Annotated in this window: 27 protein-coding genes; 19 read left to right on the top strand and 8 right to left on the bottom strand. The window is 52.7% G+C overall.

Annotation, left to right across the window (positions count from 1 at the left end):
- The 4 genes from ACXWTF_RS05185 to ACXWTF_RS05170 form a co-directional block, all read right to left on the bottom strand.
- A complete protein-coding gene (locus ACXWTF_RS05185; RefSeq protein ID WP_461713941.1) occupies positions 1-537 on the bottom strand; it encodes a YbhB/YbcL family Raf kinase inhibitor-like protein in 537 nt (178 codons plus the stop codon).
- 80 nt (positions 538-617) lie between these two features.
- A complete protein-coding gene (locus tag ACXWTF_RS05180; RefSeq protein ID WP_461713940.1) occupies positions 618-1,706 on the bottom strand; it encodes a radical SAM protein in 1,089 nt (362 codons plus the stop codon).
- Positions 1,707-1,752: 46 nt separating this feature from the next.
- Positions 1,753-1,944, bottom strand: a complete 192-nt coding sequence (locus ACXWTF_RS05175) for a hypothetical protein (RefSeq protein ID WP_231020941.1) — start codon at positions 1,942-1,944, stop codon at positions 1,753-1,755.
- 104 nt (positions 1,945-2,048) lie between these two features.
- Entirely contained in the window at positions 2,049-2,546 is a 498-nt protein-coding gene (locus ACXWTF_RS05170; protein ID WP_461713939.1) for a hypothetical protein, read from the bottom strand.
- 141 nt (positions 2,547-2,687) lie between these two features.
- Here ACXWTF_RS05170 and ACXWTF_RS05165 point away from each other — a divergent pair, with 141 nt between their 5' ends.
- Positions 2,688-3,353, top strand: a complete 666-nt coding sequence (locus ACXWTF_RS05165) for a M15 family metallopeptidase (protein ID WP_461713938.1) — start codon at positions 2,688-2,690, stop codon at positions 3,351-3,353.
- A 14-nt stretch (positions 3,354-3,367) separates the two neighbouring features.
- On the opposite strand, the gene ACXWTF_RS05160 is transcribed toward ACXWTF_RS05165, so the two are convergent.
- Genes ACXWTF_RS05160 through ACXWTF_RS05150 form a run of 3 tightly spaced genes read right to left on the bottom strand, consistent with a single transcriptional unit; the run spans position 3,368 to position 5,863 of the window.
- Positions 3,368-4,189, bottom strand: coding sequence for a tyrosine-type recombinase/integrase (locus tag ACXWTF_RS05160; protein ID WP_461713937.1), 822 nt, complete (start codon positions 4,187-4,189; stop codon positions 3,368-3,370).
- A gap of 7 nt (positions 4,190-4,196) precedes the next feature.
- On the bottom strand, positions 4,197-5,270 hold the full coding sequence (locus ACXWTF_RS05155) for a hypothetical protein (protein WP_461713936.1): 1,074 nt from the start codon (positions 5,268-5,270) through the stop codon (positions 4,197-4,199).
- Positions 5,267-5,863 carry a hypothetical protein gene (locus tag ACXWTF_RS05150; protein WP_461713935.1) on the bottom strand — a complete coding sequence of 199 codons (597 nt, stop codon included), beginning with the start codon at positions 5,861-5,863 and terminating at the stop codon, positions 5,267-5,269. Before ACXWTF_RS05150 ends, ACXWTF_RS05155 begins: the two co-directional genes overlap by 4 nt.
- A gap of 265 nt (positions 5,864-6,128) precedes the next feature.
- On the opposite strand from ACXWTF_RS05150, the gene ACXWTF_RS05145 reads away from it, so the two are divergent.
- The 6 genes from ACXWTF_RS05145 (at position 6,129) to ACXWTF_RS05120 (ending at position 13,209) form a co-directional block, all read left to right on the top strand.
- A complete protein-coding gene (locus tag ACXWTF_RS05145; RefSeq protein WP_461713934.1) occupies positions 6,129-7,517 on the top strand; it encodes a TolC family protein in 1,389 nt (462 codons plus the stop codon).
- A complete protein-coding gene (locus ACXWTF_RS05140; RefSeq protein ID WP_461713933.1) occupies positions 7,514-8,308 on the top strand; it encodes an efflux RND transporter periplasmic adaptor subunit in 795 nt (264 codons plus the stop codon). Before ACXWTF_RS05145 ends, ACXWTF_RS05140 begins: the two co-directional genes overlap by 4 nt.
- Positions 8,309-8,317: 9 nt before the next feature.
- On the top strand, positions 8,318-9,916 hold the full coding sequence (locus ACXWTF_RS05135; protein ID WP_461713932.1) for an efflux RND transporter permease subunit: 1,599 nt from the start codon (positions 8,318-8,320) through the stop codon (positions 9,914-9,916).
- Positions 9,916-11,628: an efflux RND transporter permease subunit gene (locus tag ACXWTF_RS05130; RefSeq protein ID WP_461714571.1), complete on the top strand. Its 1,713-nt coding sequence runs from the start codon at positions 9,916-9,918 to the stop codon at positions 11,626-11,628. The genes ACXWTF_RS05135 and ACXWTF_RS05130 overlap by 1 nt, the downstream gene beginning before the upstream one ends.
- Positions 11,629-11,710: 82 nt before the next feature.
- Positions 11,711-12,208, top strand: coding sequence for a GNAT family N-acetyltransferase (locus ACXWTF_RS05125; protein WP_461713931.1), 498 nt, complete (start codon positions 11,711-11,713; stop codon positions 12,206-12,208).
- Positions 12,205-13,209 (top strand): hypothetical protein, encoded by a 1,005-nt coding sequence (locus ACXWTF_RS05120; protein ID WP_461713930.1) that lies wholly within the window; start codon positions 12,205-12,207, stop codon positions 13,207-13,209. Before ACXWTF_RS05125 ends, ACXWTF_RS05120 begins: the two co-directional genes overlap by 4 nt.
- Here the strand turns inward: ACXWTF_RS05120 and ACXWTF_RS05115 are convergent.
- Positions 13,206-14,171 carry an integron integrase gene (locus ACXWTF_RS05115; RefSeq protein ID WP_461713929.1) on the bottom strand — a complete coding sequence of 322 codons (966 nt, stop codon included), beginning with the start codon at positions 14,169-14,171 and terminating at the stop codon, positions 13,206-13,208. The two genes, ACXWTF_RS05120 and ACXWTF_RS05115, sit on opposite strands and share 4 nt — an antisense overlap.
- A gap of 272 nt (positions 14,172-14,443) precedes the next feature.
- Here ACXWTF_RS05115 and ACXWTF_RS05110 point away from each other — a divergent pair, with 272 nt between their 5' ends.
- The 12 genes from ACXWTF_RS05110 (at position 14,444) to ACXWTF_RS05055 (ending at position 22,525) form a co-directional block, all read left to right on the top strand.
- Positions 14,444-14,770 carry a hypothetical protein gene (locus tag ACXWTF_RS05110; RefSeq protein ID WP_461713928.1) on the top strand — a complete coding sequence of 109 codons (327 nt, stop codon included), beginning with the start codon at positions 14,444-14,446 and terminating at the stop codon, positions 14,768-14,770.
- Between the two features lie 265 nt (positions 14,771-15,035).
- A complete protein-coding gene (locus ACXWTF_RS05105; RefSeq protein WP_461713927.1) occupies positions 15,036-15,317 on the top strand; it encodes a hypothetical protein in 282 nt (93 codons plus the stop codon).
- A gap of 224 nt (positions 15,318-15,541) precedes the next feature.
- Positions 15,542-16,531 (top strand): DUF4238 domain-containing protein, encoded by a 990-nt coding sequence (locus tag ACXWTF_RS05100; RefSeq protein ID WP_461713926.1) that lies wholly within the window; start codon positions 15,542-15,544, stop codon positions 16,529-16,531.
- Between the two features lie 107 nt (positions 16,532-16,638).
- Positions 16,639-17,208 carry a hypothetical protein gene (locus ACXWTF_RS05095; RefSeq protein WP_461713925.1) on the top strand — a complete coding sequence of 190 codons (570 nt, stop codon included), beginning with the start codon at positions 16,639-16,641 and terminating at the stop codon, positions 17,206-17,208.
- Positions 17,209-17,308: 100 nt separating this feature from the next.
- Positions 17,309-17,716 carry a hypothetical protein gene (locus tag ACXWTF_RS05090; protein WP_461713924.1) on the top strand — a complete coding sequence of 136 codons (408 nt, stop codon included), beginning with the start codon at positions 17,309-17,311 and terminating at the stop codon, positions 17,714-17,716.
- Positions 17,716-17,946 (top strand): hypothetical protein, encoded by a 231-nt coding sequence (locus tag ACXWTF_RS05085; protein ID WP_461713923.1) that lies wholly within the window; start codon positions 17,716-17,718, stop codon positions 17,944-17,946. Before ACXWTF_RS05090 ends, ACXWTF_RS05085 begins: the two co-directional genes overlap by 1 nt.
- A 99-nt stretch (positions 17,947-18,045) precedes the next feature.
- On the top strand, positions 18,046-18,612 hold the full coding sequence (locus tag ACXWTF_RS05080; protein WP_461713922.1) for a hypothetical protein: 567 nt from the start codon (positions 18,046-18,048) through the stop codon (positions 18,610-18,612).
- A gap of 263 nt (positions 18,613-18,875) precedes the next feature.
- Positions 18,876-19,313, top strand: coding sequence for a hypothetical protein (locus tag ACXWTF_RS05075; RefSeq protein WP_461713921.1), 438 nt, complete (start codon positions 18,876-18,878; stop codon positions 19,311-19,313).
- A 311-nt stretch (positions 19,314-19,624) separates the two neighbouring features.
- Entirely contained in the window at positions 19,625-20,779 is a 1,155-nt protein-coding gene (locus tag ACXWTF_RS05070) for a hypothetical protein (protein WP_461713920.1), read from the top strand.
- Positions 20,780-20,928: 149 nt separating this feature from the next.
- The gene (locus tag ACXWTF_RS05065; RefSeq protein WP_461713919.1) at positions 20,929-21,429 is read left to right on the top strand and encodes a hypothetical protein; all 501 of its coding nucleotides are present in this window, start codon (positions 20,929-20,931) and stop codon (positions 21,427-21,429) included.
- Between the two features lie 262 nt (positions 21,430-21,691).
- Positions 21,692-22,126: a thioredoxin TrxC gene (trxC, locus tag ACXWTF_RS05060; RefSeq protein WP_461713918.1), complete on the top strand. Its 435-nt coding sequence runs from the start codon at positions 21,692-21,694 to the stop codon at positions 22,124-22,126.
- A gap of 78 nt (positions 22,127-22,204) precedes the next feature.
- Complete coding sequence (locus ACXWTF_RS05055; protein ID WP_461713917.1) at positions 22,205-22,525, top strand: hypothetical protein; 321 nt, start codon at positions 22,205-22,207, stop codon at positions 22,523-22,525.

Genomic DNA, 22,525 nt, shown 5'->3' with positions numbered 1-22,525 from the left:
CTAGCGGCCGTAGTAAGCCATCAGCGATGCTTTGGCGATCGCATGGGCATTGAGCATATACCCCACCAGCGCCGGCATCGCCGAAGCGTCCAGGTCAAGCGCGGCGACATCGAGGGCATAGACCGTGAAAACGTAGCGGTGCGGCCGGTCGCCGACCGGCGGGCAGGCCCCGCCGAACCCCGCCTGTCCGAAGCTCGTCATGCTCTGCACGGCTGTTTTTGGCATCAGCTCCTTGGCACCGTTGCCGGCACCGGAAGGCAGGGAGGTCACTGTAACCGGCAGGTTGAAGACGACCCAGTGCCACCAGCCGCTGCCCGTCGGCGCATCCGGGTCATACACGGTGACGGCAAAACTCTTCGTTCCCTTGGGCGCATTCGCCCACTGCAGTGCCGGCGAGACGTTTTCGCCGCTGCACCCGAAGCCGTTAAAGACCTCCTTGATGGTCAGCTGTCCCTGAAGGTCACTGCTCGTCAATGTAAAATTCCCGGCATGCAGCCACGCCGCGGCGATCAGCAGAATACTCACAACTGCTTTCATGTTGACTCCTTTGCGCATAAATCTAACGCCACCCATTATACACTACCGAAACGGCCCGCACACGGCCCGCCGTACTGCACTCAGCCGAGGTATGCGCGGACCGTGTCGAAAAAGCGCTTGTGGTCTTCGCACATCACCGATCTGCGTGTCAGGTCCACTCCCTCCCCGCCGAGCCGGTTGGCGACGAATCCCCCGCCGCAAACCTCGTAGTGCCCGCAGGCGACGCACTCCGGTGGCAGCGTACCGCGCAGATCGGCACAGCGTCGGATAAGCGGGTCCTGCGCCGCCGTTTCCAGCGAATGGTCACGGACATTGAACGCCGTCCGTACCGCCCCGTCGGCGAAATAGCGCAGATAATCGTGACGCTCATACTGCCCGTCGCTGCTGACGATGATGCTGTTGAGGCCTTCGCCCCCGATGCCGTCACCGTGCTGTGATGAGCCCAGCATCCGCTTGATCGCGTCGCGGAAGATACGGATATCGATCGACGGATCGTCCGCCCCGGCCCAGAGGCGGAAGAGATCGGCGTACCACGCCCCGTAATCGCGCTTTGGCCGTGCATCGTAGTTGTAGTGGATGGGCCAGAGCACGCTGACCCGCTGTTTGGGCAGCGTCCTGATCCACTCAAAATACTCCCTGGGCGGAATGTCGGGGTCCGCGACACTGAGTACCCCACCGAAAAAGGGGAGCAGCCCGTCCGCTTCCAGCCGATTCAGATTCGCCGCAACCCTCCCGTAGCTGCCGCCGCCCCCCTTGGTCACCCGGCGCAGGTCGTTATACACCCCTGGGCCGTCCAGGCTCACCCCGATGGAACCGCCCGCCGCCGCGACCCGATGCAACAGCGCTGCATCGTAGTCGTAGAGATTGGTCTGCAAACCGATACTCAGCCGCATCGTCTCCCTGCGCAGCGCCCCCGCCGCTTCCAGGAAAGGGGTCATGAAGGCTTCCGGCCAGAGCGTGGGTTCGCCGCCGTGCAACACCAGGCGTATGCACCGCTCGGGATACTTTCTCAGATAATCACCGATGCGCTCAAGCGCCTTCAGGCCTGTCTCGAGGGGCATAAATTTCGGGACACGCGTGTAGGTCTTGTCTTCGGAATTGAACATATAACAGTAGGTGCAGTCGAGATTGCACGTTTCGGTCAGTTTGAGGATAACGGAAGCGATCATACAGGTACCCGCCGCCGCGGGAGTGCGGCAGCAGTTTTAACGAACGTCAGGCGCCCGGCGTCATCTCAACGGCGACATCCAGACCTGCGTCAATATCGAGGTCGAAGGGGTTCAGCCCGTCCATATTGGCAGATTTGATCTCGGCAACGATGTTCTTCATGATCTTTTTCTGCATGGTTTCAGCACTGACCGCTCCCTCCGGGAGACCTTCGATTTTGACTTGCACTTTCTGAGACATTACGACCCTCTTGCATATGAATTTCGGAACCGACGATACAGAGTGTATTGCCGATAATTTTCCGCAGGGGATAATGCATATTTCTTTCTAAAAATTATTCACCCCTATTGTGCGGGAGGCGGCGGCGGGAATGTCGCGTAGGGTGGCTGCGGTTGCTCCGACGGCGGAACGTAGGCGGGGGCCTCGCTTCCGGCCGCCCCCAGATGCCGCACATAGCGGTAAAAGGCCCGCAAATCCTTCTCTTTCATCTGGTTCAGGTTGAACCAGGGCATGGGGGGACGCGCTTTGAGGTTTTTCGCGTACGCCACCCATTTGTCCTCGGTCATCTGGCTCAGTCGGTTGCGCAGGTTCGTCGGGTAGGTCGTCCCCCAGGGGCCGCGCCATCCAAACGCACTCCCCGTCAGCCAGAGTTTCTCGGGAACGTTCCCCTCGCGCATCAGATAGTTGGGCGTATGGCAGTCGTTGCACCCCATCATCACCGCGACGTAACGCCCCTGTTCGAGCATGTCGGCCTTGTCCGCCGCCCAAAGGGAGGGCCCCGTCAGCAGCAGGACAGCACAGCAGACGGCCCCATGCCAGTTTCTTTTTTGTCTGTACGTCATCGCGTCTCCTTCATGCAAAAGGTCGCTTTCATTTTATGCCCCGCGTTCTTAGGAAATCACATCGTTTTGATATTAGAATTTATGATTAAAGCAGGCCGACCTTTTCCGAAGTGCTATAATGCCCCGAAAAAGGTTTTTGCGATGCGTACCCTCCTGCTCTTTTTGATACTGTTTTCCGTCGGTACCGCCTCTGACATGGTTCCGCCCGACTTCGTCGATCTCAAAAAAGCCGTTCCCTCCCTCCGCATCGAAGCACGTTATTTCGGAAGCAACAACTTTGTCGGTCGGCCCGTTGACGGGTACGAAGCGCCGCGCTGCTACCTGACCCGTCCGGCAGCCGGAGCGTTGAAGCAGGCGGAAACCGCCCTTGCCCCTTTCGGCCTCGGCCTCAAGGTCTTCGACGCCTACCGTCCCCAGCGCGCCGTCGACCATTTCGTACGCTGGGCAAAGGATCTCGACGATACGAAGATGAAGGCAGCCTACTACCCCCGCGTCGCCAAGAGCGTGCTCTTCAAAGCGGGGTACATCGCGGCGCGTTCGGGGCATTCACGGGGCAGCACGGTGGACCTCACCCTGATCGACCTTGAAAGCGGCGCGGAGCTGGACATGGGAACGGGCTTTGATTTCTTCGGGCCGGAGTCGTGGCCCGAAAGTATGGCGGTGACGGCGCAGCAGCGCGCGAACCGCCTGTTGCTGCGCCGGGTCATGACCGGCGCCGGTTTCCGGCCGCTTCCGGAGGAGTGGTGGCACTTTACGCTGGAAAACGAACCCTACCCCGACCGCTACTTCGATTTCCCCATCCGCTAGTCCGGTTGTGACGGTCAGGCGTGGCTGTAAGGGTGGTAGCGCAGCACGGTCTCTTTGAGGTTCTGCTTCTGCACATGGGTATAGACCTGCGTCGTCAGCAGCGAGGCGTGCCCCAGCAGCTCCTGGACGACCCGCAGGTCCGCCCCGCCGAGGATCAGTGCCGTGGCATAGGAGTGGCGCAGGACATGGGGCGAAACCCCGAGATACTTCCGGGTGATCTTGTAGGCGGAGACGCGGCTGAGCACTTTGCCCCGGTGGTTCAGCCAGAGCGGATTGCGCTCAAAGGGCACCGCGTCGAGGTAGCGGTCGATCAGACGGCGCGCGGCCTCCGCGACGGGAACGAGCCGCTCCTTCTCCCCCTTACCGTGGCGCACCCGCAGCCACTCCCCCTCGAAATCGCTCCGTTCGACGGCCAATGCCTCGCTGATGCGCACCCCCGTCGCGTAAAGGAACATGATCAGCGCCCGGTCGCGCAGATCCGTCCACTTCTCCGTCCCGATGGCCGCGACCCCCTGTTCGATCGCATCGAAACTGAGGAATTTCGGCAGCTGTTTGGGAATCTTTGCCAGTGCGAACTTCTCCGCCTCCGCCGTAAAGCGGCGCGAATGGCAGAAGGCGAAAAAGGCGTTGAGCGAGGAGAGTTTGCGGTTGAGGGTGCGTTTGTTGGCGATCCCGCCGAGCAGTTTCAGCACGTCGGCAGTTTCCAGGGAGAGCAGCGGACGCTCCGCCGCCGTTTCGAGCTGTTCGAGGTCAGAGCGGTACGCCTCGACCGTCCGCTTGCTCAGGGCCTTTGTCACGGTGATATATTCGATAAAGGCTTCGAGCGGACCGGACACGCCGACGCTACTCCTCGACGGTAATGATCTTGTCGCGCACGTAGAAGGCTTTCTCCCCCGTGAAGCTGATGCCGTCATCCAGGGCGATGCTGTAGACCTCCGTCTGCGTCATCGCCTTGTCCATGACGATCAGGTAGCCCTCTTTTTCGAGCAGGTAGAGCTTCTCCTTGCCCACGATCATCCCCAGGAAGTGCGCAAACGGGAACTTCTGCTTGGCCACCGGCTGCAGTGCCGTGGTGAGGTGGATCACTTCGCCCTCTTTCGTGGCCGCCCAGATACCCGACGCGTCGAAGACGACGTCACGAAGGTCGAGTTTCTCCCGCCGCTCTTTGTCGCTCAGACAAAAAAGGCGGTTCGGGGTGGCCGCCACCATCGTGTCGCCGATGACTTTGAAGTAGAAGACGTTGTCAAAGTAGGTTTCGGTACTGACCACCGTCGAGCGGAGCAGCTCCTTCTCCTCGTAGTTGACGACGACGAGGCGGCCGTCAAGGGTCGGGAAGATGACGAGGTTCCCGAGGAAATAGGGGTTGGCGATGCGGACATCCACCGCCGTTGCCGGCGTGCCCGGCAGCTTGTAGTAGCTCTTGCCGGTGGAGAGACGGTAGATCCCGATATCGTTGCTGGAGAAGAGGACGGCCAGGTAGTCCCCCTCTACGCTCGCAGCAGCGACCGTTTTTTCCAGCGCCAGCCGCTCCGTCTCGTTCGCGTCGTCGCGCTGCAGCGTAACGTTGCCGTCGATGCCCGTCGAGAGGTACCAGCCGCCGCTCTGCCCGAGGAAACGTTCACCGTCGGGGATCTTGAAGCCGCTGACGCCGCTTTTCCCGACGACCTGGCCTTGGCGCGCGACAGCGCCCTCGGCCCCTTTCGTGACCAGCTGGACCCCGGCACGCCGGCACGCCGGCCAGGTCGGGATCTGCTCTACCTTCGGGCGTTCGCCGACGATGGCTTCGGCCGAATGGTTCGGCGTTTTGCAGACCGGCCAGTCGTTGACGGTCTGCTCCGGCGTGTAGTACTCTTTGTTGCTGCAGCCCGAAAAGGCCAGCAGCGCGCCGACGAGAAGGAGAGAGGCCTGCTTGATCATTTTACGCCGTAGTGCGAAAGCGCTTCCGCCAGCGCCGCGAGCGGAGACTGGTCCCCGATCATCTGCAGACGGCGGTGCGCCTCATCCGTTTTCCCCTCCTGCATCAGGAGCACGGCTTCATCGATCAGGGCCATCTCTTTGTAGACCCCGCCCTGGCGGTAGCTGTAGCTGCCCAGCGCCTTGGCGTCTTTGGTGATCGCCGCCGCTTCATAGCTGCTGACATCGGCGACTTCGGACGCCGGGGATGACGCCAGTGCTTGCAGCGCTTTCACATCGCCGCTTTTGATCGCTTCGGACATTTTCCATGCGTCAAAGAGCAGCGGCGCGTTTGCCTTGAGCGTCTCTTTCGCCGCCGTATTCGCCGGGTCGGACTGCAGGGTCAGGTAGGCGGCATTCGCCGCGTCGCGTTTGGAACCGGCATACGCGTCGTACGCCGCCGTTCCGATGACGGCGAGCGCCACCGCCGCCACTGCCGCGATCAACGGTTTTTTGTACTTCTTGACGAACCGCTCCGTTTTGACTGCCTGTTCAAAGAACTGCTCCTCCGTGCTCAGCTCTTCCTTGACCATCGAGATATTCTCTTTGAGACTCACCCGTACTCCTCTGATACACCGCCCTGTGGGCGTTTCCGTAAGATGCTGCAAGTGTAGCTTAAATAGGGTAAAAATGTGGTAACGGGCTTGCATACGTTCTTTTTCAATGAAAAGCTTGTGAATATTGTGATAAGATTTTTCTATGCTCTTGTTTACAAAACGGTGCTGGCGTGTTTACGTTCATTAAGATCGTATGTAGTATAATGCACTCTCATAATTTTTATAACTTTTTTATAATTTTGCTACAAAAAAGGAGACTTTACCCATGAAACTGGCGACCCTGCTCTGCGCAACGGCCCTCAGCCTCGGCGCTGCGACCGCCCCGAACGGCGCATTAGGCCTCGACGAGGCCATCGACCTTCTCAAAGCCCAGAACCTTGAGATCAAAGCGGCCACCTACGACGTACAGAGCGCGAGCGAACGCGTCTCCCGGGCCGGCGGACAGCACTGGGGCTCTTTGGATTTCATCCAGAACATCTCCCGCTCCGACGATGCCGGCAACGTCTTCGGTTTCAAGCTCACCGGCCGCGAAGCGGCGTTCGGTGACTTCGGTTTCAGTGACTTTATTGCGTGTCAAGGTGCCACGCCGCCGGCCTACTGTACGGACGGCACACTGCTTGACCGTCAGCCCGAAGACCTGAACTACCCCGGCGACCGCAACTTCTTCCAGAGTAAACTGCAGTACACCCTGCCGCTCTATGTCGGCGGAAAGATCAGTGCCTACGTCGAAGCGGCCGAGGGGATGGAACGCCTCAAACGCCTCGACAAAACGAAACTGCTCAACGAGAAGATCTACGAAACCCGCAAAGCCTTTTACGATATGCGCCTGCTCGATGAAGCCCTTGCCAATCTGAAAACGATCTACGACAATATCGGCACCCTCGAGGCGATGACGCAGTCGATGATCCAGGAGGGGTATGCCAAGCAGACCGACCTGCTGGAAGTCCAGGCGAAAAAATTCAACGTCGCGCGTTCCATCCACCAGATGGAGGCGAACGAGAAGCTGCTCTACCACTACCTCAGTTTTCTCCTCGACCAGCCGGTCAATGCCATCGCCCTCCCCAGTTCCGACGTCCCGCTGCCGCCGCTCGAAACGGCGGACGTGATCGCCGCCAACGTCGACGTCCAGCGGGCCAAAACGGGCCTGCAGATCCGCGAGAGCATGAAAGACGTCGCCCTGTCCGACTACCTGCCGATGGTAGGCCTGCAGGCCGATGTCCAGACCGCCGCCGACAGTTTCGAGCATTATGCCGCCGACAAAGGCTCCTACACCGTCGGCGTCCAGCTCAAATGGAACCTCTTTGCCGGCGGCAGCGACTACGCCGCCTATGAAGAGGCCCGCATCGAAGCCCTCAAAACCAAAACACAGATCGACCTGGCCAAGAAGGGAATCGCCCTGCAGGTCGACAAGATCCATACCGAGATCACCTCCCTCGACTACGAGATCGACGCCCTCTCCAAGGAGCTGGAGCTCGCCAAAGAGATCTACGCCAGCTACGAAGCGCGCTACCGCGAACAGCTCGCCTCCATGAGCGACGTCGTCATCAAACAGTCCCAGCAGCTTGAGAAGGTCCTTGCCCTGCTGGAAGTGAAGAACAAACGGACCGAACGGGTTTTCGCCCTTGAAAAACTTGCCAACGGAGTCACACAATGAAAAAACTGCTTCTCTCTTTTATCCTGGCCGCGGCCGCCCTCTATGCCGACGGCCTCACCGTCGCCGGGAGCGTCATCTCGGACAACCAGAAGATGATCACCAGCCGCTACATGGGCTTCGTCACCGAGGTCGGCGCCTCCGAGGGCGAACGGGTCAAAAAAGGGCAGCTGCTCTATACCATCGACTCGAAAGAGGTCGACACGGCCAAGGCACGGGTCGAACTCGGGATCTCCCAGGCTGAACTCGCCCTGCAGATGAACCAGAACCAGCTGAGCAACGTCCGCCTCAACCTGGCCCGCTACAAGCGCCTGCTGGAGAAGAACATGGTCAGCCAGTACGAAGTCGAGAACCTCGAACTAGCCGCGAAGAACATGGAAGACATGGTCTCCATCAGCAAAAAGCAGGTGGAACAGGCCAAAGCACAGCTCTCCGAAGTCTATAGCCAGTACAAGTACCTGCGGATCAAAGCGCCCAACGACGGCGTCATCATCGCCAAGAACATCAAAGTCGGCGAGATGGCGATGCCGGGGATGCCGGCCTTCGTCCTGGCGGACCTTAGCGACCTCAAGATCGCCATCGAAGTCGCCGAAAGCGACCTCTCCAAGGTCCCCTACGGCACCAAGGTCGCCGTCGAGGTCCCTTCCGTGGGGCTGCTGACGACCGGTACCGTCAGCGCCATCATCCCGAGCTCCAACCCGATGACGCATACCTTCCGCGTCAAGGTCGCTTTCCAAACGAGTTCAAAAGCCCCGATCTACCCGGGAATGTACGCCACGGTCACGATCCCCTAAGGAGCGCAGATGCACGCACACAAACCCTATACGCCCAAGGACTACGCGGGTAAACTCGCCCGCTACTTCATCAACAGCCCCCTGACGATGATCCTGGGGGTCACCCTGCTCGCCATCGGCTACCTCTCGCTGATGATCATGCCCCGCGAGGAGAACCCCCAGATGGTCGTCAGCGGTTCGACGGTCATCGTCGCCCTGCCCGGCGCCACGGCCAAAGAGGTCGAGAACGTCATCGTCCGCCCTCTCGAGCGCAAGATGAAAGAGGTACTCGGCATCGAGCACATCATGGGGATGGCGATGGACAACGTCGGCATCGTCAACGCCGCCTTCTACATCGGGGAGGAGAAAGAGGATTCGAACCTGAAGGTCTACGACAAGATCATGCAGAATGCCGACATCTTCCCCGAGAACGCGATGCAGCCCGTCATCAAGCCCCTCGACATCGACGTCGACATCCCGATCGTCTCCGTGGCCTTCTACGCCAAAGACCCGGGCAAGATGGACGACACCCAGCTCTACGACGCGGTCAAAAACATCCAGCACGCCATCAACGGCCTGCCCAACGTCGCGGTGACGGCCCTCAAAGGGGGGCATAAGCATCAGTACAACATCCTCGTCGACCTGAACAAACTCTCCGGCTACAACCTCTCCCTGGGACAGATCACCCAGGCGGTACAGGCCCTCGCCTATAACGTCCCGGCGGTCAAAAACCGTACCAAAGAGGGCGAGATCGTCATCATGGGCATCAAGAACGCCATCGAAAGCGTCCAGGACGTCGAGGACATCATCGTCGCCCAGTATATGGGGGCGCCGATCCACCTCCGCGACGTCGCCAAGGTCGAGAACGGCTACGACATCCAGAACTTCCGTTCTGCCGCCATCAGCGTCCGCGACGGCGACGCCTTCACCCCGGCGCAGGACCAGGTCACGCTGACGATCTCCAAGCTCAAGGGCACCAATGCCGTCGTCATCGCCGACGAGGTCAAAGAGGCCCTTGAAAACTACAAGCCTATCCTCGAAAAAGCCGGGATCAAATACTCCATCACCCGCAACGACGGCGAACGCGCCAACGAGGCGGTCAACGAGCTGGTCTTCCACCTCATCATCTCCATCGTCATCATCGCGATCCTGCTGGTCTTCGTCCTGGGGTGGCGCGAATCGCTCATCGTCACCTTTACCGTCCCGGCCATCCTGGCGATCACCCTCTTTATCGCCTACATCACCGGGCAGACGATCAACCGGATCACCCTCTTTGCCTTCCTGCTCTCGCTGGGGCTCCTGGTCGATGCGGCTATTATCGTGATCGAGAACATCCACCGCCACTTCCACTCGGTAGAGTCGGCGGACATGCCCAAGGACGACCTGCTCGTCGAAGCGACCGACGAAATCGGACCGCCGACGAACATCGCGACCTTCGCCATCATCCTCACCATGGTCCCGATGGCCTTCGTCGGCGGCATGATGGGGCAGTTTATGAAACCGATCCCGGCGAACGTCCCGGTGGCGCTGATCGCGTCGCTCTTCGTCGCCTATATCTTCACCCCCTACTTTGCCAAGCGGATGATGCACCGTCCCGACCACGCGAAACACGAAGGAGGCCATAAATGATCTTCCAGAAGTTCGAAAGCTTCATCACGGCGCTGCTGCAGAGCCGCAAGCAGAAGAAGATGATCCTGATCGTGACCCTTGTCGCCTTCATCCTCTCCGTGCTGATGATCGCGCCGACCGAGATCGTCAAAGCGAAGATGCTCCCGGGCAAGAACAACGACACCTTCACCATCTACGTTGACCTGCCCAACGGCTCCTCCATCCGCCAGACCGACGCCGTCAGCCGGTGCGTCACCTCCTTTATCCAGAAGGAGCAGGAGGTGCTCGACACGGAGACCTTCCTCGGCATGGGCTCGCCCCTTGACTTTGCGGGTCTCATCAAGGGGAGCCACTTCAAAAACGCGGAGAATGTCTCCGAGGTCGTCGTCAACCTGACCAAGAAACATGACCGCGACGAGCCCTCCTACATGATGGTCCAGCGCATCCGCCCGGTGATCCAGGAGGCGTGCCAGCCCATCGTCGCCGGTACGAACATCAAGTTCGTCGAACCGCCGGCGGGGCCGCCGACCCTGGCCGCCATTGTCGCCGAGATCTATGGACGCGACGCCGCGGGCATCCGCGAGCTTGCCGGCAAGGTCGCCGCGATCTTCCACCAGACGGCGGGGCTCGTCGACATCGACGTCATGGCCGACGAGCTCTACGACCGCTTCGACCTCAAGGTCAACAGCACGAAGATCACCCGTTCGGGCCTCTCCATCAAGCAGGTCAACGACATCATCTACCTCGCCTTCGAGGGAATGGACATCGCCGTCAAGAACAGCGAAACGATCAACGAGCAGATCCCGATCTTCCTGACCCTGAGCCCGGAGTCGAAGGTCTTCAGCCGCAAGGACAAACGCGCCCTTGAACAGAAGCTCTCGGGGCTTCGCCTGATGAACAGCAACGGTCTGCTCGTACCGCTGACCGAGGTCGTCGACATCATCCCGACCCGCGCCAACCCGATGATCATGAGCAAGGACCTGCACCAGATGGTCAACGTCGTGGCCGAAACGGACATGGTCTCCCAGGTCTACCCGCTGATGGATGCGCGCCATATGATCCTCGATACCCTCTCCGAGCAGTATGACATCGAGAAGAGCGGCCTCTTCGACCTCTCCCTCACCGACAAAAAGACGGGAAGCCATTACGAGCTGCACTGGGACGGCGAGATGAAGGTCACCCTCGACACCTTCCGGGACCTGGGCGGGGCCTTCATCGCCGCGCTCGTGCTCATCTTCCTGCTGATGGTCGTCTACTACAAGAGCTTCACCCTCAGCGGCATCGTCCTGCTGGGAAGCTTCCTCTCCATCATCGGGGTGATCGTGGGCCACTTCATCATGGACCTCTTCAGCGCCGACACCTTCTTCCTGACGGCGACGTCGCTCATCGGCTTCATCGCCCTGATCGGGATCAGTTCGCGCAACTCGCTGCTGCTCATCGACTTTACGAAGTCGCTGATGAGTGAAAAGGGGATGCACAAGACGGAAGCGCTCGCCTACGCCGCCGCCACCCGCGCCAAGCCGATCTTCCTGACGGCGACGGCGATCATCCTCGCTTCGACCCTGCTCGCCAGCGATGCCGTCTTCGGCGGGCTGGGCGTCGCGCTCATCTTCGGCACCATCGCCGCCGTCGCCGCCTCGCTGCTGGTCGTCCCGGTGCTGCTGCACAACGCCGACCTTGAGCGCCACTTCGGCTTCAAAGAGCGCAAAGCCGTCTCCGTCTACGAGCCGTAGACCTCCCCCGCCCCCGCGGGCACCCCTCCGCGCTTTAACCCGACAGACTGTAGAATGCAGCATGCAAACGGCAAGGAGCAGTATGGGCAGCGAACTTCGTACCGCGGGTGAAGAGGACCTCTTTTTCCTGGTGGAAGCCCTCCACAAGACTTTTCTGTATCTTTCCGAGTGCGCAGAAGGCCCCTATTACGAGGGGTTCGCCGCCCTCTCCGTCGACGCGATGGAAACCTATGCCCTCGAATACCTCGACACGCGCAAGGCGAGGACCCTCATTCTACGGCAGGAGGGGGAGGATATCGGCTGCATCATGGGCAAGATCGCCCCGTCGCAGATCGGCGCGGCCGATATCGGGCTCGTGGGGTGGATCGGCCTGTGCTACGTGGACGAAGCGCACCGGGGCCGTGAGCAGTGTGCACAGCTGTACGGTGCGATGGAGGCGTGGTTCGCGTCGAAGTCCATCGGCACCGTCGAACTGAGCTATATGGCGGCGAACGAAAGCGCCAAAAGCGCCTGGGAGCGCCTGGGGTTCGAACCCCTGCGGGTCATCGCCACCAAAAGCATCGGCAAGGGAGAAGCATGACAGCGGCAACTGCGGACCTGGAGCACTACAGTGCACAGCTCGAAGCGGCAACCGCCCGCCTGGACGCCCTCCCCCTGCACCGCCTCGACACGGATACAGAGATGCTCAAGACGGCCTTCGAGCTTGCCTACGACGCGGGTGTCTTTGCCTTTCACCGCTACGCTGCCGACCTGCATGAAACGATGAAGTTCCGGCTCTTCACGACCCTCGCACCCCGCTCGGGCAGCCTCGCTTTCCTGGCCATCCAGATCCTCGCAGCGAATAAGATCATGCACGCCAACCGCTTTGCCCTGCTGCAGACCTATCTGGCCAGACGCTGCGGGATCGCCATCAACCACCTGCGCGCCCCCGTCACGGTGGTATCGGCCACGCAACAAAACGGCACCTACCGCCTGAACGGCCGCCTGACATGGGCCAGCGGCTACCGCATCTTTGACACCCTCGTCGTCGGCTTCCACTGTGAAGGGCGGGAGCTGCAGGCGGTAGTGCCGTTCGAGCCCATGGAAGGTTTCGTTTTAGGTGAAGTGACCGAAACCTTTGTGGGCAACGCCATGCAGACCGTCGATATCATCCTCGACGATTATGAAGTGCATCAGGAACACATCGTCGCCTCGCACCCCCTTGGCACCTACACGAAGAACAAATCCGTCTCCAAGACCATCCACTACGCCCTCTACGGCATCGGCATCGGCGCCGTGGATGCCCTGGAGGACGAGGAGGTCCGGCGCAAAGCCAAAGCGGGTCTGGAAACGGTGAAAGACGCCTTCCTCGCTACAAAAGATGGCGAAGAACTGGACAGGCTCCGCGTGAAGCTCTTCGAACTCGTCCAGCGCATAGTCACCACCGGCATGATCCTCAAAGGCGGCAGCTCCGTCCTCGCAACCGAACGGCTGCAGCGCTACTACCGCGAACTCGTCATGTTCAACGCCAACGGCCTCAACAGCGCACTCAAAAACCTGCATAAGCAGGCCTTTCTTTCGGCATTCGAACAGAGGCATTAAAAGTCCAGCGGGCTTTTGATGCTCTCCTTGTTCAGCTCCTTCACGACGTGGGTATAGATCATTGTCGTTTCGACGCTTTTATGCCCCAGCAGCTCCTGGATGGACCTGATGTCGACGCCGCTCTGCAGCAGATGCGTCGCGTAGCTGTGGCGGAAGATATGCGAGGTCACCCTTTTGTGGATACCGGACTTCTCCGCCGCCAGTTTTATGTTCCTCCCGAACGTTCTTTCAAGGATGTGATGCCGGCGCCGGAGGCCCGTTCGCGGATCGGTCGAAATCGTCTTCATGGGAAAAAGATACTGCCATTTCGTTTCTTTGTGCGCTGCGGGATATTTGCGTTCCAGCGCATGGGGAAGATAGACAGATCCGCAACCGTCGGCCAGGTCCATCCGATGGAGCTCTTCGACGTACTCTACCTGCAGACGCAGCCGCTGTTTGATCTTCTGTGGCAGCGGCACCGTCCTGTCCTTGAGACTTTTACTGTCCCAGATGTAGACACGGTCAAATCCGAAATCGATATCTTTGACTCTCAGCTGCAGTACCTCTTTCATCCGCAAACCGCACCCGTACATGAGATAGGCCATCAACTGGTAGACACCGGCAAGGCCTGAAAGAATCCGCGTGACCTCCTCTTTGGTCAAGACCACGGGGACATGCACTCTCTGCTGCGCCCGCAACGCCTGGATGTTCTGGTCTTTCAACGGGATGCCCAATACCTGGGTATAGAGGAACAGCAGTGCATTGAAAGCCTGGTTCTGGGTTGTCGCACTGACGTTTCTTTCTACAGCGAGATGGGTCAGAAACGCTTCGATCTCTGCCTTGCCCATCTCGACAGGGTGCTTTTTGTGATGAAAAAAAATATAGCGTTTCACCCAACCGACATAACTTTTTTCCGTCTGCATACTGTAATGTCTGAGACGTATCTGTTCCCGAACCAGATCAAGAAGTTTCTTTTTCGACATAATGGCCATCCTTCAATACGCAGGACATAGTGTCCAATAAGCACATATTTCAATGATATGCGGACACTTCGTCCGAATATCAAAATACCGAGGACGTTCAAACAGAAATAATTTTAAGAAAAAAAGCGTAGTATTAACATTTGTATTTCAATTTGTTTAATATTGCGATTAAATATCCAATACCAGGACACTGATGGGTTCCGGGTATCTATGGATATTCCAGCAATATGACACAGTTTGGAAATGAATAAATAGTTAGGCATAAAATGGAAATGAAGACATTAATCTCAATTCTCAGTCACCATAGCAATAAAGAAGAAGTTTTGGAGACAGATTCCCTAGTGGAAGATCTAGGAATCGATGGGGATACTGCTGAAGAGCTCTATTTTGATCTTCTAGATAACTATGGGATAGATCTAAAAGATCTTAAAAGCATAGATCATTATTTTCACTCCGAAGGTGAGCTCATTGATGTCTTTTTAATTTTCAAATGGTTTTTCTACAAACTCGGATTACGCGGGAAACCTACCATCCGCAAAGTAGAGCCGTTGTTTGTATCGGACTTGCTTGCATTTGTCCAAGGGCATACTAATGCCTAACAAATCACAGGAGACCAATCAAAAACCCGCGGGCGGCTTTATGATTGCTCATTTTAAACGTTGCTCGTTCCCGCTTTGCGGGAACGAGCAACGGTCGCGCTGTGCACTGAACGTGCCACCTTGCCATCTGCCGGTCTCCGCTTCGCTACGACCAACAAATGGCAGGAGTCACTCGCTAAGCCAGCCTCCAGAAATCAGCTTGCTGATTTATGAAGTCTGACTCAGCGGTGCTCAGCGCGACCGTTATGTAAACAAAGGATAGTTGGTGGAAGTAGAAAAGATGAAGAACATCATTATTGCGATTGTGGCAATTCTGAGTTTTACTCTTGCAAGTATATTCGACTATCCCCAAGACCCGATTCGTCCATATTTAACAGTTTTAATGCTGCTTATTGTTTTGAATTTGAACCTTCAATACTTTTTTGAACTACCCATGGGAATTATTCATACCTTAGCGATGCCGGATAATCATTCTGCAAGAAAAAGGCTACTTGTGACTAGTTGGTTAATTTGGGCGTGGCTCATATATATTGCTAAGACTTCATAGCATGCAACTACATAACAAAGCAGAGGAGACCAATCAAAAAACCGCGGGCGGCTTTTTGATTGCTCATTTTAAACGTTGCTCGTTCCCGCTTTGCGAGAACGAGCAACGGTCGCGCTGTGCACTGAACGTGCCACCTTGCCATCTGCCGGTCTCCGCTTCGCTACGACCAACAAATGGCAGGAGTCACACGCTAAGCCAGCCTCCAGAAATCAGCTTGCTGATTTATGAAGTCTGACTCAGCGGTGCTCAGCGCGACCGTTATACCTTACGACGAGACTTGGAGTGTTGAATTGAATCAGCAAAAGAAGAAAAAGCAGCACTTTGTGTGGCGTAAATATCTAAGAGCATGGTCCGAGAACGAAAGCATATACTGCCTTATGGACCGAAGGATATTTAAGTCTGGGTTGATGGGGGTCGGTCAAGAAAGATACTTCTACAAGCTTAAGGAACTAACTGAAGCCGAGATAGAATTCATTAAAGCCTTCATTGATCAAGATAAAAGACCATTAATTCGCGATCTTAACCACGGATGGATAGATTTCTTTAATCAGGTTTTTAAGATAAGAGACCTGCTTGACAGCCACGGAGTGTCACATCCAGAAGCAGATAAAATGTTAGATGTGCTAGTTCATAATTTTGAAGAAGATTTTCATGGCAAGATAGAGTCTAATGCCATTAAATTCCTAGAGATGCTGTATCGCAAAGATCTCTCCTTTTATGACGACGACGATGAGTTGATCGAGTTTTTGTTTTTCATATGTCAGCAGTATTTTAGAACCCAGAATATCGATAGCAAAGTTCGGGAAGCCATTGGCTCCTTTAAAGGGTTTAACGTTGATGGAATGTGGGCCGTACTTAGACATACAAGTGCTACGAGCGTAGGGTTTAGTCTGTACCAAGATAGAGCAGAATTTCGGCCGGTACTCATAGAAAACACTTCGAATACGCCGTTTGTTACCGGCGACCAACCAATAATTAATACTCATGCTATTGGTTTGAGTCTTGAGGAAGTCCCATCTGAACTTGAGTTCTATTATCCATTAACACCCAAGCTAGCTCTTCTTCTAACTAGTAACCCAGACTTGAATAGAAAGGGAATAATATCCATCGGAGAAGAAAAAGTTACTATGTACAATACATTTATTCATTCGCAGGCTGGTAAGCAGGTTTATTCGTCCGAAAAAGATGTTTTGGAGCAGTTTTTAAATGGATAGCACGGCCAGGGAAAGGTATAACAAACCAAAGGAGACCAATCAAAAACCCGCGGGCGGCTTTTTGATTGCTCATTTTAAACGTTATCTTAAAAGGCATTACTAGCAATATGAAATGGATAAATACAATCGCTGAAGAATATTCAGTAGACTACATAAGCATATACATATTACTCACATCACTTCCCGCATTTTTACTTTTAATGTACGTTTATATTAAGTTAGAAAACACTTTATTGGGACTTATCCTTAATTTATTCTATTTTCTAACTTACGTCTATTTTCAACAAAGAGAAGCAAGCCGTCTTGCAAAAACTAAAAAATGGATTACTTTAGAAGCAGATGTATCAAGTGTTCAAATTGTTAATCTTATGTGTTTTCTATGGAGAACAAGAACTTATTATCCTAAAATCAAATACACGTCTACTATTGAAAGTCAAAAATATAGATCGGACCAACTCTTTTTAAAGAAATGCAGCAGAATCGACTTTGAGGATGAAGCAAAATCATTAGCAAAACACTTAATACACAATGGTAAGGTTCGCTGTTATGTCAATCCGAATGATCATTCTCAAAGTATTCTAATTCGCGAATCACAGCTAAAACCGGAATATTTTCTCACTGCATTGATGATGTTTTTCATCTCTTTTATATTTATAGCTAGTGATGCAATCAAATGAATCTGATATTAAAAGATAACAAATCAGAGGAGACCAATCAAAAACCCGCGAGCGGATTTTTTGATTGCTCATTTTAAACGTTAAGTATCAAAGGAACAAAGTGCCAGAGTTCAAAATCCTCAATAATGTAATTGATTATATGGAATCAACTGGGTCTACTTATAAAACAGTCACATTGTCAATAGATCAAAAACTTGTTGATGAACTCAATGATGCAAATGGGACATCATATACGCTTTCGGAATTGGAAAAAGCTACTGACAAATGTTTGGCTCACGAATGGCTTGAACACGCTTTTATAAATGGCGGTAAATATACCTCGCTTCGTATAACACCTAAAGGTATGGGTGCGGCACGCTCAAAAAGAAAAGCTGAAGAGCTTAAGGCCTCAAGAAGCTGGTTGAAGAAAACATCGGATTATATTGAAGACCATAAGGGGCTATTTATAGTGCTAGGTTTTCTGTTAGCACTAGCAACATTTAGTCTTAAACTTTTGGGAGACAACTAATGGAAGATAAAACCTTTACAGTGGAGTTGAAATGTTTATTCTGCGACTGCGTATTAGAAGGTGATACGGATAAAGAGCATTCATCGGGTGATATGATCAAGTGTCAAGAATGTGGCGAATTAAATGACTATGATTCTTTAGTCGAAATAGCGATTGAAGAAGGAAAAGAAAAGGTCACTGAGTATGCTCAGGACGAAATCCAAAAAATGCTCAAAAGTATATTCAAGTGAAGATACTTAACAAATCAAAGGAGACCAATCAAAAACCCGCTGGCGGCTTTTTGATTGCTCATTTTACACGTTATACGTCATTATGAACAGGAGAAGAAAATGGGGTTTTCAATTTCTTGGATAGCCGTTAAAGATAAAACACTAGATCATGTGATAGAAGTTCTTGACCTTGAAAAAACAGGCGAAATAGAAGAGTTTCCTGAGTCCGAAATAAGTGGCGCTAATTTGTCTAATAATTGGTGCCATATTCAGTTCAATTATTTTAATAACCCATTGTTAAAAAAGGATCTGTTAAAAAAACTTTCTCAAGATACAACTGTAATATTTTGCCAAGTCGAAGAGCATGTAATGTATTCTAAAGCCTGTTGTTGGGAAAACGGTTCATTTCACTGGGCTGTAGAGCATGATGCACAACAAGACTTACGACACATAGATGAACTCGGAAATGTCCCTGGGAATTTTGAAGCGATCAGAAAACAGCTTTTTGAGGAACAAGACCAGGGAGACGAAGATGTTGATTATATATTCGATGCACCTATAGAACTTGCAGCTTCCATTACAACTGTAAGGCATGACATGGACCAAGCAGATGAGCCTGAATACCATGTTCTAACAGCAAATGAAAGCCACCAGTCTCAAAAAAATCCTTGGTGGAAAATTTGGTAACTTATAACAAATCAGAGGAGACCAATCAAAAACCCGCGGGCGGCTTTTTGATTGCTCATTTTAAACGTTGCTCGTTCCCGCTTTGCGGGAACGAGCCACGGTCGCGCTGTGCACTGAACGTGCCCCCTTGCCATCTGCCGGTCTCCGCTTCGCTGCGACCAACAAATGGCAGGAGTCACTCGCTAAGCCAGCCTCCAGAAATCAGCAAGCTGATTTATGAAGTCTGACTCAGCGGTGCTCAGCGCGACCGTTAGGCATCAAACATGAAATATCTTGACCTTCTTGGAATGCACCTAAAGAACGATGCTCTTTGTGACCTTTTCGAAACATATGACGTACAAGTCAAATATGAATATGATCGATTTCATGAAGGTCTTGCCAGCGAATATTGGGCTGAAATCCCAGATTTGGGTCTGAACTTTCTTTTTAATGAAGATCAGCTTTTTAGCACGTTGTATATACGACCTGTTGATCTACAAACCTTTGACCCTTTCGAAGGCGATACACTAATGAGATTTAATTCTAAGGCCGATGCGATGCAGTATGCAACAAGCCACGGTATTCAAATAACTGAAGGTAAAGTTGATTTTATGGGAGAATTAAGAGATTGGATTCGTTTTGAATTCGGCAACTATTCAATTCATTATGAATATGTCCAATCCAAATTGCATAGGATTACGGTACAGGCGAAAAATGCCTAACAAATCATTGGAGACCAATCAAAAATCCTCGGGCGGCTTTTTGATTACTCATTTTAAACGTTGCTCGTTCCCGCTTTGCGGGAACGAGCAACGGTCGCGCTGTGCACTGAACGTGCCACCTTGCCATCTGCCGGTCTCCGTTTCGCTACGACCAACACATGGCAGGAGTCACTCGCTAAGCCAGCCTCCAGAAATCAGCTTGCTGATTTATGAAGTCTGACTCAGCGGTGCTCAGCGCGACCGTTAGATGCTTCAAACGCTGAGGCTCGAAAGCATGAATGTGAATAAAATAAAAACTATGGCAAAGATTGATGCAAAAACTAGGACATGATAAGAACGGCAAAATATCCAACAAGCGTAAAAAAGTTCTTATTTCATTAGCTATTGCGGCGCTCGTCACCTATATCGTTTTCTTTTACAAGTCTATTTTATTCGTTCTATTTTTGATCTATGCGATTTTGTCGTATGTTTTTACAGATGCAAATGATTCCCACATCTATGAATACCATGAAACGCCCTGTGAGAATCGAGTCTTTGTATCCCAAGAGAACCTGGCATTGATAAAAAATATCGGTCCCTCTGCAATGGATGAACCATATTACACGGTGACCAATCTAAGTTTTGAGAGCGACGAAGAATTTCAGAAGCAGGGAACATATAATTTTTTCAAAAAAATAAAAGTCTACCCTCCGGGAAGTCGATTTGGCGTCCTCTCTTTTTTCAATGTGGAGCATAGAGGATTTGGTCGCATCGGGGGAGAGCCTCTGAGCCATTATTTGGTCAAATCTCTGGATGACAATCAGACGGCATGGATAATTGGTTCTGACTTCAACTCGGAGCTCTGCGAATTCACAAAACCAGGGGAACACTACTTCAGTCATGATGTGTTTGCAAACTTTGTCCGAGACAACTATGAAGGCGTCAAAGTCCAAAAGGATTACCGAATTCGATTACATAATGATTCAGACTGGATCTATCCAGAAAAGCCTATGGTGATCAACGGTTTTGTATTGCCTCCAAAACCCAACCAAGCGTTCAGCGATTACACGTTATCAGGAGTTGATACAAACAAAAACAAAGTAAGAGATGACATAGAACGAGCGATCTTTCAACCACTCGGCTATTTTCGTCGCCCAGTTGAACAAGCTTTGGCAATGCAGTATGCAAAGACATTTTTTACCATAGCTGAAGCCCCTGTAGCTACTGCCAATTCAAAAGTGCGTGAACAAGCTCATTGGAATCTATATGCGTGTCTGCAATATCTTGAATGGGTTAAACACGTGCAAATAAGACCCAATGTTGAATATATGGAAATGGCCTATTTCAATACACCTAATCGGAAAAAAGCATATGCAGAATACAACTGGGCAATGAGTGGGGGTGTATATAATATACCCCTGCCAAGAGATGGTAAAGCGGAATATTGTGAATTCAATATTACAAAAATGCTGGAGATGGAAAAATGAAAATTGATGCTTTCTTTCTATTCTTACAACTTACACCTCAAGCCGAAGTGCGAAAAGCCATATCTAACAAATCAGAGGAGCCAATAAATTACCCTGCGGGCAATTATTAGCTCATTTTAAACGTTATGTAATTGAAGGGACAATGTACTTTGAATGAAAAAATTTTTATCTACGCTTCTTATCCTGATCCATTGACTATCTGGAATATTTTATTATTGGTCTTTCTCTTTTTTACAGTTTACTTGGTACTTTATTTCACCAAAGAACAGACAAATAAATTCACAAAAATTTTTCTTAGATTTTTGATAGTTGCTTGGGCTGCAATGACGGTAGTTGGCATTTACGGTAAATATTCTGACAATCATCAGGTTGAACAATCAATTAAAAATGAAACATACTCTATTGTAGAAGGGCATGTCGAAAATTATCATGAAATGCCTCTTAATGGACATGATACAGAAAGGTTTCGCGTAAAAGATGTCAACTTCAGCATACGATACACTGGAACTAATATAAATGAGAAAACATTATTTTATGAATATACAAAGAATAGAGGTGGACCTATAGTTAAGAATGGGCAGAAAGTAAAAATCCATTACATTGAAAACCATTGGGAAAATAAGATAATAAAGCTCTGGGTATATGACTAAAATACAGAACATATCATTGGAGACCAATCAAAAACCCTTGGGCAGCTTTTTGATTGGTCATTTTAAACGTTAGTTATCACGTGTATTCGAAGACAAAGCCCTGGCAATCTACGATGTACTGTTTCATCTTTCATAGTTTGAAACTTGCAAAGGATAGATTGAAGTTCCATGGGTCAACGCTGATTTTTCCATTCTGCATGACAGAGTAAAATTCCACCGTGGCCCGGGGAAGATAGATATCGAGACCCGGAGGCATAGCGTCATGGATACACAAAAAATGGTCTGTCCCCATTGCGGTGAGATCAACACCATTCCCGTACAGGAGCATTACAGCGAAGCCGACTGCACGCACTGCAAGGCTTCGCTGCTGGAGACGAAACCGGTCGGCGTGGATGAAGCGGCATTTATCAAGCATGTCTGGAACAGCGACATCGTGGTAATAGTCGATTTCTGGGCGCCCTGGTGCGGCCCCTGCCGCACGATGGCCCCGGCATTCGAAGAGGCGGCCGCCGCCCTGCCGATGAAGGCCCGTTTCCTCAAGGTCGATACCGATACGCAACATTTACTTGCAGCGCGTTATAACATCCGCTCCGTCCCGACGCTCATTCTCTTTAAAAACGGGTATGAGATCAACCGCAGGTCCAGGGCCATGAGCGTGGAAGAGCTCCAGAAGTGGACCGGGAAGTACATCGTCTAATATCATGAGATAGTTGCCAACAAGGCAGTCGGGACCGACATTTGCACACCTCCTGTTATGTAAGCCGGGAGGATGCTGATGCAATTGGACAGACTGGAACGATACTTTAACGACTACACCTACATCAAAAAAGGCCATTACCCAGTCACTGACATGGTGGTCTACTGGTACATGGGTGAGGCGTGGACAGTCGCAAATAAAGAACACCAGATTGCTATCAGCGAAGGACTCCTGCGCTCCATCGAGGCAAAAGGCTTCGAACTTACGCAAGAAGATGTGGCACGTCTGTTTGAGCTCTACGATCTTCGGGGCAAAGCGGCGCGCGGTGAGCTCCCGGACGAAGCAGGGCTTCAAGCGGCATTTACCGAGATCATCGAACAACATCACTTATCGCACTGA

The organism is Thiomicrolovo sp. ZZH C-3 (assembly GCF_054862725.1).
This window is presented reverse-complemented; position numbering and strand designations above follow the sequence as displayed.